At 66.5% G+C, this 16196-nt stretch carries 14 protein-coding genes; 9 read left to right on the top strand and 5 right to left on the bottom strand.

Going from position 1 to position 16196, the window contains the following annotated elements:
• Positions 1-95: 95 nt before the first annotated feature.
• The gene (locus PV761_RS03700; protein ID WP_347894484.1) at positions 96-2486 is read right to left on the bottom strand and encodes an excinuclease ABC subunit UvrA; all 2391 of its coding nucleotides are present in this window, start codon (positions 2484-2486) and stop codon (positions 96-98) included.
• 149 nt (positions 2487-2635) lie between these two features.
• On the opposite strand from PV761_RS03700, the gene PV761_RS03695 reads away from it, so the two are divergent.
• From PV761_RS03695 to PV761_RS03685, 3 genes are read left to right on the top strand one after another with little or no spacing between them, the layout of a single operon-like run.
• Complete coding sequence (locus tag PV761_RS03695; RefSeq protein WP_347894482.1) at positions 2636-3850, top strand: type III polyketide synthase; 1215 nt, start codon at positions 2636-2638, stop codon at positions 3848-3850.
• 14 nt (positions 3851-3864) lie between these two features.
• Positions 3865-4575, top strand: a complete 711-nt coding sequence (locus tag PV761_RS03690; RefSeq protein WP_347894480.1) for a class I SAM-dependent methyltransferase — start codon at positions 3865-3867, stop codon at positions 4573-4575.
• Positions 4568-5722 (top strand): NAD(P)/FAD-dependent oxidoreductase, encoded by a 1155-nt coding sequence (locus PV761_RS03685; protein ID WP_347894478.1) that lies wholly within the window; start codon positions 4568-4570, stop codon positions 5720-5722. The genes PV761_RS03690 and PV761_RS03685 overlap by 8 nt, the downstream gene beginning before the upstream one ends.
• Here the strand turns inward: PV761_RS03685 and PV761_RS03680 are convergent.
• Positions 5719-6129 carry a nuclear transport factor 2 family protein gene (locus PV761_RS03680; RefSeq protein WP_347894476.1) on the bottom strand — a complete coding sequence of 137 codons (411 nt, stop codon included), beginning with the start codon at positions 6127-6129 and terminating at the stop codon, positions 5719-5721. The two genes, PV761_RS03685 and PV761_RS03680, sit on opposite strands and share 4 nt — an antisense overlap.
• A gap of 59 nt (positions 6130-6188) precedes the next feature.
• Between PV761_RS03680 and PV761_RS03675 the strand changes: the two genes are divergently transcribed.
• Together PV761_RS03675 and PV761_RS03670 are read left to right on the top strand one after the other, a co-directional pair.
• Positions 6189-7100: a hypothetical protein gene (locus PV761_RS03675; protein WP_347894474.1), complete on the top strand. Its 912-nt coding sequence runs from the start codon at positions 6189-6191 to the stop codon at positions 7098-7100.
• Between the two features lie 9 nt (positions 7101-7109).
• Entirely contained in the window at positions 7110-7781 is a 672-nt protein-coding gene (locus PV761_RS03670) for a peptide deformylase (RefSeq protein WP_347894472.1), read from the top strand.
• On the opposite strand, the gene PV761_RS03665 is transcribed toward PV761_RS03670, so the two are convergent.
• The gene (locus tag PV761_RS03665; RefSeq protein ID WP_347894470.1) at positions 7778-9856 is read right to left on the bottom strand and encodes a S9 family peptidase; all 2079 of its coding nucleotides are present in this window, start codon (positions 9854-9856) and stop codon (positions 7778-7780) included. The genes PV761_RS03670 and PV761_RS03665 overlap by 4 nt on opposite strands.
• A 189-nt stretch (positions 9857-10045) precedes the next feature.
• Between PV761_RS03665 and PV761_RS03660 the strand changes: the two genes are divergently transcribed.
• The 4 genes from PV761_RS03660 to PV761_RS03645 all read left to right on the top strand — a co-directional run bounded on the left by PV761_RS03660 (position 10046) and on the right by PV761_RS03645 (position 13208).
• On the top strand, positions 10046-10897 hold the full coding sequence (locus PV761_RS03660) for a putative RNA methyltransferase (RefSeq protein WP_347894468.1): 852 nt from the start codon (positions 10046-10048) through the stop codon (positions 10895-10897).
• Between the two features lie 122 nt (positions 10898-11019).
• A complete protein-coding gene (locus tag PV761_RS03655; protein ID WP_028269200.1) occupies positions 11020-11481 on the top strand; it encodes an NfeD family protein in 462 nt (153 codons plus the stop codon).
• Positions 11482-11596: 115 nt separating this feature from the next.
• On the top strand, positions 11597-12595 hold the full coding sequence (locus tag PV761_RS03650; protein ID WP_347894466.1) for an SPFH domain-containing protein: 999 nt from the start codon (positions 11597-11599) through the stop codon (positions 12593-12595).
• 265 nt (positions 12596-12860) lie between these two features.
• On the top strand, positions 12861-13208 hold the full coding sequence (locus PV761_RS03645; RefSeq protein ID WP_026266329.1) for an RNA polymerase-binding protein RbpA: 348 nt from the start codon (positions 12861-12863) through the stop codon (positions 13206-13208).
• A 116-nt stretch (positions 13209-13324) separates the two neighbouring features.
• On the opposite strand, the gene PV761_RS03640 is transcribed toward PV761_RS03645, so the two are convergent.
• A complete protein-coding gene (locus PV761_RS03640; protein ID WP_347894463.1) occupies positions 13325-14065 on the bottom strand; it encodes a polyprenol monophosphomannose synthase in 741 nt (246 codons plus the stop codon).
• A 421-nt stretch (positions 14066-14486) separates the two neighbouring features.
• Positions 14487-16163 (bottom strand): amidohydrolase family protein, encoded by a 1677-nt coding sequence (locus PV761_RS03635; protein WP_347894461.1) that lies wholly within the window; start codon positions 16161-16163, stop codon positions 14487-14489.
• Positions 16164-16196: the final 33 nt, after the last annotated feature.

Below are 16196 nucleotides of genomic sequence, written 5' to 3'. Positions count from 1 at the left end.
CCGGCCAGGCGAGAGGGGCCCATTTACAGACCCTGGTTTCGCCATGAACAGGCCGTGATTATTCGGCGTTCCGTGCACCGTTGACCCTCGGTCGATCAGCCGCCCACGTAAGCCGCGAGGTGCTCGCCGGTCAGCGTTGAACGGCCTGAAACCAGCTCCGCCGGCGTTCCCTCGAAAACGATCCTGCCGCCGTCGTGCCCGGCGCCCGGGCCGATGTCGATAATCCAGTCAGCGTGCGCCATGACTGCCTGATGGTGTTCGATCACGATGACCGACTTGCCGGAGTCGACAAGCCTGTCCAGCAAACCCAGCAGCTGCTGGACATCGGCCAGGTGGAGGCCGGTGGTCGGTTCGTCGAGGACGTACACGTCGCCCTGCTCGGCCATCTGGACGGCCAGCTTCAGCCGCTGCCGCTCGCCGCCGGACAGCGTGGTGAGCGGTTGTCCCAGGCTGAGGTAACCGAGCCCGACGTCGGAAAGCCGCGCGAGGATCTTATGGGCAGCCGGGACCTTCGCGTCGTCGGAATCGAAGAACGCCGTCGCCTCGGTCACCGGCATCTCCAGCACCTCCGCGATGTTCCGGCCGCCCAGGGTGTATTCCAGGACGGATGCCTGGAACCGCCGGCCTTCGCAGTCCTCGCAGGGCGACTCGACCGTGGCCATGACGCCGAGTTCGGTGAAGATGACACCCGCGCCGTTGCAGGCGGGACAGGCCCCCTCAGAATTCGAGCTAAACAGGGCCGGCTTGACGCCGTTGGCCTTGGCGAACGCCTTCCGGACCGGCTCGAGCAGGCCTGTGTAGGTAGCGGGGTTGCTGCGGCGCGAGCCCTTGATGGCTGCCTGGTCGATGACCACCACGCCGTCGCGGCCGGCAACAGAGCCGTGGATCAGTGAGCTCTTCCCGGAGCCGGCAACGCCCGTGACGACACAGAGCACGCCAAGCGGGACATCGACATCCACGTCCTGGAGGTTGTGCGTCGATGCGCCGCGGACCTCGAGTTTGCCGGCAGACGCACGCAGGGTGTCCTTCAGGACCGCCCGGTCGTCCAAGTGGCGTCCGGTGATCGTGTCGCTCCCCCGCAGCCCCTCGACGGTCCCTTCGAAACAAAGCGTTCCGCCGGCCGTGCCTGCGCCCGGCCCCAGGTCGACGACGTGGTCCGCGATGGCGATCGTCTCCGGCTTGTGCTCGACTACCAGCACGGTGTTGCCCTTGTCGCGCAGCTGCAACAGGAGCCGGTTCATGCGCTGGATGTCGTGCGGATGCAGGCCGATCGTCGGTTCGTCGAAGACATAGGTGACGTCGGTCAGCGACGAGCCCAGATGGCGGATCATCTTGGTCCGCTGGGCCTCTCCCCCGGACAGCGTTCCGGCCGGCCGGTTGAGTGAGAGGTAGCCGAGGCCGATTTCAGCGAAGGAATCGAGCAGGTGCTGCAGCCCCTTGAGCAGGGGTGCCACCGAGGACTCGTTGAGGTCACGGATCCAGTCGGCAAGGTCGGTGATCTGCATCTCGCAGAGTTCGGCGATGTTCCTGCCCTGGATCTTCGAGGTCAGGACGTCCCTGGTCAACCGCGTGCCGTTGCAGTCGGGGCACGTCTGGAACGTCACCGCCCGCTCGACGAACCGTCGCACATGCGGCTGCATCGCCTCGGGGTCCTTGGAGAGCATCGACTTCTGTATCTTGGGGATGATCCCCTCGTAGGTGAGGTTGATGCCCTCGACCTTGATCTTGGTGGGCTCGGCGTACAGCATCGTGTCGAGCTGCTTCTTGGTGAACTTGGAGATCGGCTTGTCCATGGGCAGGCCGACTCCCTCGAACAGCCGGCCGTACCAGCCGTCCATCGAGTAGCCGGGAACCGTGAGGGCGCCGTCGCTGAGGGTCTTGTTTTCGTCGTACAAAGCAGTGAGGTCGATGTCGCTGACGTTGCCCATGCCTTCGCAGCGCGGGCACATGCCGCCCAGGTACACGGCCTGGCTGACGACGCTCTTCTCGACGCGGCCGCCCCGGTCGGTGGACATAACGCCGCTTGCCTTGCGGGTGGGCACGTTGAAGGAGTAAGCCGTGGGCGGGCCAACGTACGGGCTGCCCAGGCGGCTGAAGAGGATCCGCAGCATTGCGTTGGCGTCAGTGGCCGTTCCGACTGTGGACCTCGGGTTCGCGCCCATCCGCTCCTGGTCCACGATGATGGCGGTGGTCAGGCCCTCGAGGAAGTCGACGTCGGGCCGCGCCAGGTTGGGCATGAAGCCCTGCACGAACGCGCTGTAGGTTTCATTGATCATCCGCTGCGACTCGGCGGCGATTGTGGCGAAGACCAGTGAGCTCTTGCCCGATCCTGAGACGCCCGTGAAAACCGTCAGGCGGCGCTTCGGGAGCTCCAGGCTGATGTCCTTGAGGTTGTTCTCCCGTGCGCCCTGCACACGGATCAGGTCATGGGTGTCGGCTACATGCAGCGCGGACAACTGCGGGTCCGACGTGGTGGCCATGGTCATCGTGTCTCCATCTGCTCATCGGGGCCGCCTGCGGGGCATTCGCCGGGCGGTCACCTGGCTCAATCTAACCAGCTCCGAGGAGCCCGCCGGGCTTCCTACCGTATGGTAACCACCATTGTCTTAAGGCGAAAGCTCACTGAGAATGAACCATGACGGTCTACCTGAGATCCCTGGAAACTGCTGTCCCGCCCACCGTACTCATTCAGTCCGAGGCCCGTGATGTGTTTGCCGCCCAGCCGGGGCTGACCAGGCTGGGGTCGCGGCTCGTGAACACCTGTTTTGATTCCGCCGCCATCGACACCCGCCATACCGCCGTCACGGAGCTGACCAAGGACAGCCGTGCCGACGATCCGCAGTTTTTTGACCCCGATACCGGCCTGGTCCTGAGCCCCAGTACGAAGGTCAGGAACGACATCTTCGGCCGTGAAGCCACCAAGCTCTTCGTGGAGGCTGCCAATGCAGCACTTGCTGCCTGCGCCGGCGTCGAGGCAGCCGACATCACCCATCTGGTGACGGTCTCGTGCACCGGTTTCTTCAACCCCGGCCCCGACTACAAAATCGTCCGTGCGCTGGGCCTGAACCCGGCCGTGCAGCGCTACCACCTCGGCTTCATGGGCTGTTATGCGGCTTTTCCGGCCTTGCGTGCAGCTAAATCCTTCTGCGAGGCAGACCCCGACGCCGTTGTCCTGGTGGTCTGCGCCGAGCTCTGTTCGCTCCACGTCCGCACGTCCAACGACCCCGACACCATCATGGGCTCGGCGCTGTTTGCGGACGGTGCCGCCGCCGCGGTCGTCTCGGCCAGGGACATCACCGACGGAGAGCCCCTGTTGCAGCTGGACCACTTCGAAACCGTGCTCACGCCCGTCGGCGAGGAATCCATGGCATGGAACATCGGCGACGAAGGGTTCGAGATGGTGCTGGGCAACTACGTCCCCCACATCATCGACGACCACATCATCGGAGCCCTGGAGCCACTGCTTGCGCGCGATGAATCCCTGCGGGGACTCCCCTACCGGGACATCACCCACTGGGCCATCCACCCCGGCGGCAGGAGCATCCTGGACAAGGTGCAGTCCCGGCTTGAGCTCACGGACGAGCAGCTGGTTCCTGCACGGGAAACCCTCCGCAAATTCGGCAATATGAGCAGTGCCACGGTGCTTTTTGTCCTCAAACACATTGCCGGACTCCCGCCGCAGGACGGCGACGAACGCATCTGTTCAATGGCGTTCGGGCCGGGCCTCACTGTGGAAACGGCGATGTTCACCAAGTTGCGTGCACCGCTGGCAGGATCTTCACCCGGGGCAGCCGAGGAGTCCACGGCAACGCGGCAGGCTGCAGCACGGACTGAGCCGTCGCTCCTCTGATGGCGGCCCGCCTGATGACCGGCCCGGGATGGCTGCGCGAGCGTGACGTCCACGCTGTGGAGCAAATGGACCGTCCCGGCTGTGATCCGGCGCGGCTGGACCGCACGTACGCGCAGTTTCCCGTAGTGAACCGGGCCATTGCCGGGTGGCGCGGAATCTACCGGACCCATCTCCGGCCCGTCCTGTCAACTACCGGTGTGACCACCCTGCTGGACATCGGCTGCGGCGGCGGGGACGTGCCCCTGATCTTGGCGGCGTGGGCGGCCCGGGACCGGCGAAGAGTGGAGATCACTGCCATTGATCCGGACCGCCGGGCCTTCGAGTTCGCCCTGCGCCGCAGGCGCGTCGACGGCGTGACGTTCCGGCAGGCGTCAACTGCCGAACTGGTAGCCGAGGGGCGGCGCTACGATGCCGTTGTGTCCAATCACGTCCTGCACCACCTGGACACGGCTGACCTTCCGCATTTCCTCGCCGAATCGGCCATGTTGTCCCGCGGCCCGGTCCTCCACAACGACATCCGCCGCAGCACCGCCGCGTACGCGCTGTTCTACGCCGTGTCATGGCCGTTTCCCGGTTCCTTCATCAGGGACGACGGTTTGACGTCCATCCGCCGCAGCTACACGGCGGCGGAACTGAAGGCGTCCGCTCCCCCGGGCTGGGCCGTTGCGCCCCGTTTCCCCTTCCGCAATCTGCTCACCCTGGACCGGACCGATAGCGGTGCTTGACGTCGTGGTGGTGGGCGGCGGCCCGGTGGGGATGTTCCTGGCAGCCCTTCTGCTGCAGCACGGGATGTCGGTCCGGATCCTGGAACAGCGCTCGGAGCCCAACACCCACTCCCGCGCCATCGGCATCCATCCCCCGTCGCTGGAGGCCCTCGATGGCGTCGGCGTAGCATCCGGCCTAATAGCCGAGGGAGTCCGGATCCGCCGCGGTGTTGCCATCGGGGGCGGCGTGGAGCTGGCGGGAATGTCCTTCGACTCCGTGTCCCGGCGCTACCCGTTCGTGTTATCCGTGCCGCAGGCCAGAACGGAAGCCGCCCTGGAGCGGCGCGTCCGGGAGCTGGACGGCGGGGCGCTTGTCCGCGGCGCAACCGTGACGGGAATGCACGACGACGGTTCGTCCGTTGCGGTGGACGTCCTCACCGCAGGCGGGGAATCCAGGATTCATGCGTCCCTGGCGGTGGCCGCGGACGGGGTCCGTTCCACGGTCCGCCAGCTGCTGGAGGCCCCAGCCCGGCTGAAGGTGTACCGCGACAGGTACCTGATGGGAGACTTCGCCGACAGCACGGCGTTCGGCCCGGACGCAGCCCTGTTCCTGGAAGCCGCCGGCATCGTGGAGTCCTTTCCGTTGCCGGGCGGAGTGCGGCGTTGGGTGGCCAGGTTGCCGGGCGCACCGGCCGTTGCTGGAGCTGATCCGGAGGCGTCGACTCCCGGCGGCCTGGCGCGGATAGTGCTGGAGCGGACCGGCGTCGCGGTCGACGCCGGCACGAATTCGATGCTGAGCAGCTTCGGCGCCCGGACCCGGCTGGTGGAGCGCATGGTCCACGGCAGGGTCACGCTCATCGGAGACGCCGCCCACGAAATCAGCCCTATCGGCGGCCAGGGCATGAACCTGGGCTGGCTGGATGCTGCTGACCTGGTGCCGTTCATCCTCCGCCGGCTGGCCCGGACCGGACGGGAGCGGGATCTCCGGTCGTTTGAAGGTCACAGGCTGCGGGCGGCCGCGACGGCCGCCCGCCAGGCCGAAATCAACATGGCGCTTGGCAGGCCGCTGCAGCGTCCGTGGTGGACAGTCCGGAACCGGCTCATCGGCTGTGCCGCGGGCGTGCCGGCGGTCAATGCACGCGTGGCCGCCCGTTTCACCATGCACTAGCGCAGTTCAGCGGTGTAATAGCAGTCGTAACTGTCCTGACTGGTGATTCGTCCGTCGCGGACCTCGAACACCGATGTGGTCCGGGCCCGGATAGTATCGCCGGCGTCCCAGAATCGAAGGTTCATCAGCAGCGTGGCCGACCAGTCCGCCTCGAGCACCACGCGGCTTCCTTCACACGTGGTCCGCCGGACGTCGAACCGCTGACCGGACACCACCTGACGGCTCTGGTCCGCCCCCGCCAGCACCTGCACACGGCTGCGCACGGACCCTTCCGGCGCGAGCACTTGCGGCGCCTCAACCAGAGTGAAGTCCTCGGCCAGGAAGCTGTCCACTTCAGCCGCGCCGCCGCCGGCCTCAATGGCGCGGACAAATCCAAGGACACAGTCGAGCGGGGTCTGTTCGTTCATGGAACGAGGCTAGCCCATAGCCCGCCGCCCGGATTCAACGGGGCCTTTAGACTGCTGGCATGGACGGCGCAGCGCAAGCGAGGCGACGGTGGCCGGCAACAGCCGCCGTCGTACTGGCTGCTGCGGTGGCAGTTACGGCACTGCGGGGCTGCAGCCCGGACGCGGAAGGGGCCGCTCCGCTGACTGCGGAACTCAACCAGTTCAGGGACAACTACGGCAGCCAGATCATCGAGATCCAGGTCAGCAACACCTCGTCCGTGTCCCTGACGGTCTTCAGCGCTGACATGTCCAGTTCCCTGTTCCCGGCGGGCACATCCTGGCGGGCAAAGCCGGAGGGCACGGAGGTGCCGCCGGGTCAGACAAAGAGCCTGCCGGCCACCCTGCCGGCGCCCTCCTGCGGCAGCCCCGGGGCGGATGCTGACGCAGCCCCCTCGGCCGGCGCGGCACCGGCGCAGGTGAAGGTCTCCTACCGCCAGGGCTCCACAACCAGTGACGTGAAAATGCCGGCAGCGGACCCCTTCGGAGTCCTGGCACGGAACCGCTCTGAACTCTGCCTCGCGCAGGACGCCGGGCGCATCGCCCGGATAAATCTCGCCCCGGAACTGGAGGTCGCGGCGGACGGCCGGACCGCCGTCGTACGCCTTCAGGTGACGCCCCGCGCGGCCGAAGCCGGAACACCGCGTTCCCTGGTCATCGAAAGCATCGAGGGCACCACCCTTCTGTCCGAAGCCCCGGACGCTCCGTGGCCGCAAGGAATCACGGTTGTTGCCGGCGGGAGCCCCGGTGAGTTCCGTCTCCGGTTCCGCCCCGCCCGCTGCGATCCGCATGCCGTCGCTGAAGACAAGGTGGGAACCCTGCTGCCCCTGCGCCTCGATGTGGGCGGACGGCGCGGTGTGTTCAAGGTTCCCGCCGGTGCCGACCTGACGGGCCGGATCCACGCGTTCGTCACGGCGGCCTGCCCGGCGCACTAGGCTTTTCCCATGCTTCATGTCGCAAACCCCACCCCGTTCAGCAACGCCCGGATCAGGGAAACAGTCCAGGAGATCCTCGCAGCCGGGGTGCTTCCGCCCATTGTGCAGGCCGGCCATCCGGTGCTCCGGCAGCAAGCTGCACCGTACGACGGCCAGCTGGACAGCGCCGAACTCGCGGCGCTCGTCGCGCTGATGCGCGAGGTGATGCATGACGCGCCCGGTGTCGGCCTGGCGGCTCCCCAGCTGGGCATTCCCCTGCAGCTCGCTGTCCTCGAGGACGAATACGACGTCGACGCCGATATTGCCGCCGTCAGAAACCGGACACCGCTGGAGTTCCTTGCGGTCATCAACCCGAGCTATGCACCGGTGGGGACCGGCGCAGCGGCTTTCTACGAAGGTTGCCTGTCGCTGCAGGGCCTGCAGGCCGTGGTGTCGCGGCACGAGTCAGTGCGCCTCGACTTCACCGACGCAACCGGCACCACGCTGCAGCGGGTTTTCTCCGGCTGGCAGGCGCGTATCGTCCAGCACGAGACTGACCACCTGCGGGGAGTGCTCTACATCGACAAGGCTGAGCTGCGCTCCCTCAGCAACAACGCTGAATACGGTGCGCGGTGGGCCCACCCGGACATTGACCGTGCCCGGCAGGAGTTGGGTTTCCTGCCGGACGAAGCCGCTGACTAGGGGTTGGCCTTGGTGGGCAGGTAGCGGGCCCACCAGCGAAGGATTTCCTCGAAGCGCTGCTTCCGGTGGTGCGGGGTACCTGACCGGGAGAGCTCGTGGTTTTCGCCCGGGAAGACGAGGAACGCAGCGTCCACGCCCTGCTGCTTGAGCGCCGTGAAGTACCGCTGGCCCTGTTCCACCGGGCAGCGGAGGTCGTCTTCGCTGTGGATGACCAGCGACGGCGTGCGGACGGTGCGGACGGTGGCCATGGGGCTTTGGGCGGCCATCTGTTCAGCTGAGGTGCCGGTGTACTCGCCACCGAAGAACCAGCCGATATCCGAGGAGCCCACAAAGCTCACCGGATCGAGGAATCCGCGCTCCACGATGGCTGCTTTGAAGCGGTGGTCCTGGCTGATGGTCCACGCCGTGAGGTAGCCACCGTAGGAACCACCCATGATCCCGAGCGCACCGCCGTCCAGCTCCTGGAACTTTGCCAGGGCGCCGTCGAGAAAGGACAGGACGTCCTGCATGTCCACGGTTCCCATCTTTTCCTTGATGGCACGCCCGTGTGCCTGGCCGTAACCGGCAGAGCCGCGGGGGTTGCACATGAGCACCGCGTAGCCGGCGGCGGCGTAGACCTGGGCTTCGTCGAACAGTGCCACGGTGTACTGCGAGAACGGGCCGCCATGGATGTTCAGCAGGACGGGGTGCGGACCCTTTCCAGGCGGCAGCACCAGCCAGCCGTGGACCGGGTAGCCGTCCGCCGCATCGAAGGTCAGCTCCCGGGGCTCAATAATCTCGGCCCGAAGCCGCAGTTCGGCTGAAAAATCCGTCAACAGCCTCAACTGGCCGTCCTCCAGCGCCGCGACGTCGCCTGCTGTGGCGGCGTCGCAAAAACTGACGAACAGCGAGCCGCCAGCGGACGCAGCGCCGGTGACGACCCGGTCTCCGTGTACCAGCAGCGAGTGGTTGCCTGTTGCTCCGAACTCCAGCAGCTCCACGGTTCCCTGCGCGTTGTTCAGGAGGAGTACCGAATCCGGGCCGCGGAGCTCCAATCCCCCGGCGCCTTCGGTGAGGTCCATCGTTTCCACGTCGCTGAGGACGGTGGCTTCGCCGCCTTCGGCCGGCATGACGTAGAGGGCCGTATTCCGTGCCACGAAGTCCTGCCCGGACTCGCCGAGTTCCTGGGCGGTGTAGAACAGCCACTTCCCGTTTTTGGACTGGCGCACGGCACCGACCGTCTGGCGCCCGCTGTTGGCGGCCTTGACGGATTCCGGCTCACCGCCCGAGGCTGCCACCCGGTACACGCCGGCTTCCAGGTCCCGGTCACTGCCTTCGTGAAGGGCAGCAATGAAGTACACGGATTGTCCGTCGGCGCTGAACGATTCACCGCAGTGGTCTGCCGCGGCGAAGGTCAGTTGCCGGGGGGCCGGGAGCAGGTCGCCCGCCGCCGCGTCGGCGGCTTCGTGGGCTTCGGCGTCTGCTGCCGGACCGGAGCCCGCCGGATCTTTCGCTGCCGGTTTGCGGTTCTTCAGGGCCCGCCCAACGGGCGGCACCCGGGGCTCGTCGTCCAGTTCCGGGACGTCCACGATGAAGAGCTGAAGAGGCTTGTCCGCCGTATACCCGACGCCGTTCATCCTGTATTGGTAGTCCGTGATCAGCCTTGCATCCTCAGCACCTGCGGATACGCCGTCCAGGGTGCCGTACCGGCCGTCGTCGGGCGTTCTGGCACCGAAGACGATGCTGTGCGAATCGGGAGACCAGGCAAAGGATGAGACGCCGAGCTTGGCGTTGGTGAGGACCTGCGGTTCGCCGCCGGCCGCCTCCACGACATAAAGCTGCGGACTCCCGCCCGCCGTTGCGCGCAGGAAGGCCAGTACCAGCCCGTCCGGAGAAAAGGCCGGGGAGGTGTCGCGGAAACCGCGGGTCAGCCGGCGGGGCAGCTTCTCCGGATCCAGCGGCACAGTCCAGAGCTGGCCCACGTAGGTGTCGGCGTCGAAATCGGGGCGGACCACCGAAACCACGGCCCGGCTGCCGTCAGGGTGGACGGCGGGGGCGGAAACGGACTTCAGCAGGGGCAGATGTTCAGGCTTCACGCCTGTGAGCCTAACGGCTCACGCATGACCTGTGAAATACCTCACGCCGCCGGCGATGCCGCACCGGGATGCTGCGCCGGGGATGCTGCGGCGAGGATGTTGCACCGGGGATGCCGCGCCGGGTCGGGGAGTTTCCGGCAGCTGGGCGCCGGGAAGGGCTGCTGCCGCCGCGGCCCTAGGATGGGGTGCATGCTTCCCGACGCCGCCCGTTTGCTCCTGTGCCCCGTCTGCCGAACCAGCCTGGGCCTCCGGGGCAACCGGCTGGCGTGCCCGGAAGGCCACAGTTTTGACGCTGCCAGGCAGGGCTACTTCAACTTGCTGGTGGGCAAGGGCACTGTTTTCGAAGCCGATACGGCGGCCATGGTTGCCGCCCGCTTCGACTTCCTGTCCAACGGGCATTACCGGCCACTGGCCGACGCGGTCGCGGAACTGGCCGCCCCCGCGCTGGGCGGGGCGGACGCTGCGGTGCTGGATGCCGGAACAGGAACCGGACATTACCTGAATGCCCTGCTGGCGGCGGCCCCTGCGTCCGCCATTGGCCTCGATATTTCCAAATTCGCGCTGCGGCGTGCGGCCCGGATGAATCCCGACGCCGTCAACCTTGTCAGCGACGTCTGGCAGCCGCTTCCCGTCGCGGACGCCGCCGTCGACGTCGTCACGGTGGTTTTCGCGCCGAGGAACGCCGCGGAATTCGCCCGCGTGCTCCGCCCCGGCGGGCGGCTGATTGTGGTGACCCCGCGGTCCGGCCACCTTGCCGAAATAGCGGGTCAGACCGGCATGCTCGGGATCGAGCCGGCCAAGGAGGAGCGGCTTGCCGCCTCCCTCGGCGGACATTTTGCCCAGCGCTCCACCCGGGAGCTGGACCTGGATCTGGGGCTTGAACCGGCCGACGTCGGCAACCTGGCCCTGATGGGGCCGGCCGGCCACCATCTGGACCCCGCAGCGCTGGACGCCATCATCGCCGGGCTGCCGCCCCTCACTCAGGTCTCGGCCCGGTTCCGAATCAGCGTGTTTGAACCCCTGAAGCAGGCGGCCTCATAACGAGTTGACTACTTTCCGACCGTGCCTGACAGTCCCCTCCTGCGCCCCGCAGCTTCGGTCTAGGATGGAAGCACAGTTACTGAGGGCCTGCGTCCGCAGCCCCGGGGACGAAGGGGGCACGCATGTTTGAATGGCTTGGCGAGAACTGGTGGGCACTGTGGCTCACCGTCTTCCTGGCGTTTGCCGTGGTGGAAATGCTCACCCTGGACTTGTTCTTCATCATGCTTGGAGGCGGAGCGCTGGCCGGCCTGCTGGCTGATTTCGCCGGTGCCGACTTCTGGCTGCAGATCGTGGTCTTCTGCGTTGTTTCCCTGTTGATGGTGGTCTTCGTTCGTCCGGTTGCATTGAAGCACCTGAAGAAGGGGCCCGCGGATCAGCGGACCAACATCGACCGGCTGATCGGCGAGTCCGCCCTCGTGATGGAAACCGTCAGCACCTCCTCCGGGCTGGTCAAGATCGGCGGCGACGTCTGGAGCGCACGCTCGGAGAACGGTGTCCTGAACGCCGGGCAGCGGGTGGTGGTTTCGGCCATCGAAGGAGCCACCGCGGTGGTGGCGCCACAGCCGGAGACGGCCGTCCAGTAGGACCAGCAGCACCAGCAGGCAGGAACATTTTTCCGGCAGCCGCCACCGGCGCCGGGCACGCGGCGGACCGCCGCCGCGAACATAGCAAGGCACATAACTGGGGAATAGGTGATGTATGGATATCGCAGTCGCAATCGTGCTGCTGGTTCTCGTTGCGTTCGTAATAATAGTGCTGGTCCGGTCGGTGCGGATCGTCCCGCAGGCCCGCGCCGGCGTCGTGGAACGGCTCGGTAAGTACCAGCGCACCCTGCTCCCGGGCCTCACCATCCTGATTCCCTTCGTGGACAGGCTCCTGCCGCTCCTGGACCTTCGCGAGCAGGTTGTGTCATTCCCCCCGCAGCCGGTGATCACCGAGGACAACCTCGTCGTCTCCATTGACACCGTCGTCTATTTCCAGGTCACTGACGCGAGGGCGGCCACGTACGAGATTGCGAACTACATCCAGGCGGTGGAACAGCTGACCACCACCACGCTCCGAAATGTTGTTGGCGGCCTGAACCTCGAAGAGGCGCTGACCTCACGCGACCAGATCAACGGCCAGCTCCGCGGTGTCCTGGATGAAGCTACCGGACGCTGGGGCATCCGGGTTTCCCGTGTGGAACTGAAGGCCATTGATCCGCCCCACTCCATCCAGGACTCGATGGAAAAGCAGATGCGTGCCGAGCGCGACCGCCGCGCAGCCATCCTCACGGCTGAGGGCACCAAGCAGTCGGCCATCCTCACGGCGGAAGGGCAGCGCCAGTCTTCCATCCTGAAAGCCGAAGGTGATGCCAAGGCTGCCATCCTCCGCGCCGACGGCGAAGCCCAGGCCATCCAGAAAGTATTCGACGCAATCCACAAGGGCAACCCGGACAACAAGCTCCTGGCGTATCAGTACCTGCAGACACTGCCCAAGCTGGCCGAAGGTTCCTCCAATAAGCTCTGGATCATCCCCAGCGAAGTCGGAGAAGCCCTGAAGGGCATCGGCAATGTCCTCGGAGGCAACAATGCTGACTCCCGCACCGGCGGTCTCTTCGACGGCGGAAGTGGCACCAACGCGGACGACGGCACTGGTGCCGGAACCGCCGCCAAGCACGGGGGCACGCAGCCCGGGGACCCGCGGCAGCCTCTGTAGGCAGCCGCGTCCGGCATTGGCCAGGGAGGCGTCCGCGTTGCGGGCGCCTCCCCCGCTTTTGCCTGCGGCAGGGTCCGGCTTTACGCGCCGGGAAATAAGCCCGTATAATAGGATATTTGTCCGGCTGGTTCAGACCTGCTGGAACAATCAAGCTTGGCAAAGCGTTGTGTCTATTGATGCAGGGCAGTGCAAACAGTAGTCCGAGGCGTGAGCTGCCCCGGCTAGCGCGGAGCCTCGCTCCGCGAACCGACCAAAGGGAGAAATCATGAGCGACCGCAGCCTTCGGGGCATGCGTCTTGGCGCACAGAGCATGGAGACCGAATCCGGTGTTGAGCCGGCTCCGCGCCAGCGGGTTGAGTATCGTTGCGAGGACGGCGAACAGGTCTTCGTTACCTTCTCTTCCGAAGCCGAGATTCCCCCGGTGTGGGTTTCGAAGACGGGCAAGGAAGCCTTGCTCGTTGACGGCGAACGCCCCGTCAACAGCAACGAGAAGGCCGTGCGCACGCACTGGGACATGCTCCTGGAACGCCGCTCACTGCCTGAGCTCGAGCAGATCCTCGAGGACCGTCTGACGATCCTTCGCGAACGCCGCGGCGAACGCCGCTCGGCCTAACCAAGCGTCCCGCGAAGTCGAGAACGCAAAGGGCCGGGCCCGTACCTCATCAGAGAGGTTACGGGCCCGGCCCTTTTCTTGTGTCCGGCTAGTGCCGGACGTTCAGCACCGGTGGCCTAGGACGCAGCCGAACCGCGGCCTGTGAGCTTCCGCCAACGGGCGGTGAGTCCCCACTTGGTGACGTTGATCATGGCTTCCACCACGATATTGCCGCTCATCTTGGAAGCTCCGAGTTCCCGCTCCACGAACGTGATGGGGCGTTCCACGATCTTCAGGCCCATTTTGGCCACCCGCCAGGCCAGGTCCACCTGGAATCCGTAGCCCACGGAGTCCACCTGGTCGAGGTTGAGCTTCTCAAGCGTCGTCCGCCGGAAGGCGCGGAAGCCGCCTGTGACGTCCTTGATTTTGATGCCCAGCATAAGCCGGGCGTAGGTGCTGCCGATCCGTGAGATGGCTTGGCGGTACAGCGGCCAGTTGACCACGCTGCCGCCCGGCACCCACCGGGAGCCCATGGCGAGGTCTGCGCCCTCTTCCACGGCGTCCAGGAGCTGCTGCAGCTGCTCGGGCTGGTGGGATCCGTCGGCGTCCATTTCCACCAGGATGTCGTACCCGGCTTCCAGCCCCCACTTGAAGCCGGCAATGTAGGCCGCCCCCAGGCCGGCCTTGCCTTGGCGGTGGAGAACGTGGACCTGGGTATCCTCCGCGGCGATGCCGTCCGCAAGCTGTCCGGTGCCGTCCGGGCTGTTGTCGTCCACCACCAGCACATCGGAAGCCGGGACGGCTGCACGCAGGCGTGCGAGTGTCTTGGGCAACGATTCCAGCTCGTTATAGGTGGGGATGATGGTGAGGACACGCACAGCGAGGCCCTTTCCTTGATGGGAGCGGTCACGCGCCAGGAAGCCAGATGGAAGTGAGGGCTTTAAGGCGCAAGTCACCATTATAGGGAGTTTGCGCTGATGGGGCGCGTCACGCGGGCGGGCCGCGGGCAGGTCCACATGCCTCGGGCCAGTTGCGTCCGGATGCGATGTGCCTCGGCGGAACTGTTTTCTGCTGCGAAGTGGACCTGCCCCCGGGACTGCCACGGTCTGGCCCGACGGCAGGTCCGGCTGGGCATCCTGCTGGCGGGTCACGCGGCCAGACGGAGCCCCTTGACTATTGGTTCCGTCCGTTGCGACTCAATGCTACGGACAGCCCCGGCAGTGTCAACCCGGGTTTGACCTGCAGGTTTGGGCATACCTGCAGGTCAGGAGCATACGGCGCGCCGGTAAGCTTTTCGGTCTATGACCGCAGGGAGCCGTTTGTGAACAGCTCCTGTCCGTCCCGGACGGTCTGCAGGCACACAGGATCGGTACCGGTGTCCAGTGCCGGGAGCAACGGTGTGCGCGCCCGGGGGTCCGTACTCCAGGACTGAACCCGGCCGTCCGCAACCTGCACCATGAGTTCCTCCACTTCCCAGACGGCGAAACTGGCCGGCGCGCCCGGTACCAGCTGGCCGGCCATCGGGTTGCGGTACTTGGCTGCCCGCCAGCCGGCCCTGGTGTGGCCAAGGAACGCGGCCCGCGCTGAGATGCGCTGTTCCGGATTGCTGTGTTCGAGGCAGGCGCGGACGCTGGCCCAAGGGTTGAGCGGAGTGACAGGACTGTCGCTGCCGAAGCTGATGGGAACTCCTGCGGCATAGAACGATGCGAAGGCGTTCATCCCGCGTTCCCGGTGCCCCAGCCGTTCCTGATAGAGACGGCCGGCCCCGCCCCATGCGGCGTCGAATCCCGGCTGCACGCTGACCGTCACTGAGTATTTGGCCAGCCGCTCGATTGCGTCGGCGTCGGCCATTTCCACATGTTCGAACCGGTGGCCGGCGGCCCTGACCCGCTGCTCCCCCACTTCCGCGGCCGCCCGGTCCAGAGCGTCCAGGGCTGCGTCGAGTCCTGCGTCGCCGATGACGTGGAAGCCCCCTTGGATGCCCAGCAGGGAGCAGGCGGCCAAGTGCGCGGCTGCCTGGTCGACGGACAGGTAGAGGCTGCCGCGTTCTCCCGAAGCATCGCCGTAGTCGTCCCTGAGCGCGGCAGTCCGGGACCCGATGGAACCGTCAATGTTCAGGTCCCCGGCGAGCCCGCGCACGGCGGCGCCGAGGCCGTCCAGGATAGCGCGGGCATCCTCCTCGGACCCGGCCAGCTGGCCCCAGTACGGGAGGACCTCAGGCGTCGGCTTCCCGAGGGCATCCGGGCCGTTCCAACCGGCTGCAATCCGCAGGTCTGCGGCGCTGCCGATATGCGGCGCGGCCATTTCCGCCACTGCCACGTAGCCGTTTGCGGCGGCTTCGGCCAAGGCGCGGGACTGGTAGTTCCGCAGGTCCCCGTCCGGCAGCTGCCGCGCTGCAAGCCTGGCCGACGTGTGGGCATGCCGCTTCACCTGGCTGCCGGCCGAGTATCCGTCCAGCCCGGCGAGGCCTGCTGCTTCGGCCAAGGCGGAAGAGACCAGTGCGGAATGGGCGTCGACGCGCGAAAGATAGACCCGCCGGCCCCCCGCCGCGCGTTCCAGTTCCTCGCGGCTGGGCAGGGCCGGGTCGGACCAATTGCTCTCGTCCCACCCATGGCCCAGGACGGTGGCGCCGGCATCGGCTGACGACCCCGCAACGGAGGCAGCCACAGCGTCCAGGAGTTCGGCGGCCGAGCGCACTCCGGCCAGCTGCAGTGAGTCCAGGGCAATGCCCGTTTCAGTCAGGTGGACGTGTGAGTCAACAAATCCGGGCGCCAGGAGCGCGCCGTGGAGGTCGACGATGTCCATCGACGAATCGGCGATGGACGTGGCTGCCTGCTCTGAACCGACCCACGCCACGGTGTCGCCGTCCACCATCATGGCGGTGGCAAACGGGTCTGCAGCGGTATAGACGGAACCATTGCGGTATAGCGTCACTTTGCGTTCTCCGGCCGGCTGGTCCGCCCGTGCGTCAGTCATGTTGTGTGGTGCTCCTAAGCAGCCTTGAAGTAG

This window comes from Arthrobacter sp. CC3 (assembly GCF_039907775.1).
In the GTDB taxonomy this organism is placed as follows: Bacteria; Actinomycetota; Actinomycetes; order Actinomycetales; family Micrococcaceae; genus Arthrobacter.
This window is presented reverse-complemented; position numbering and strand designations above follow the sequence as displayed.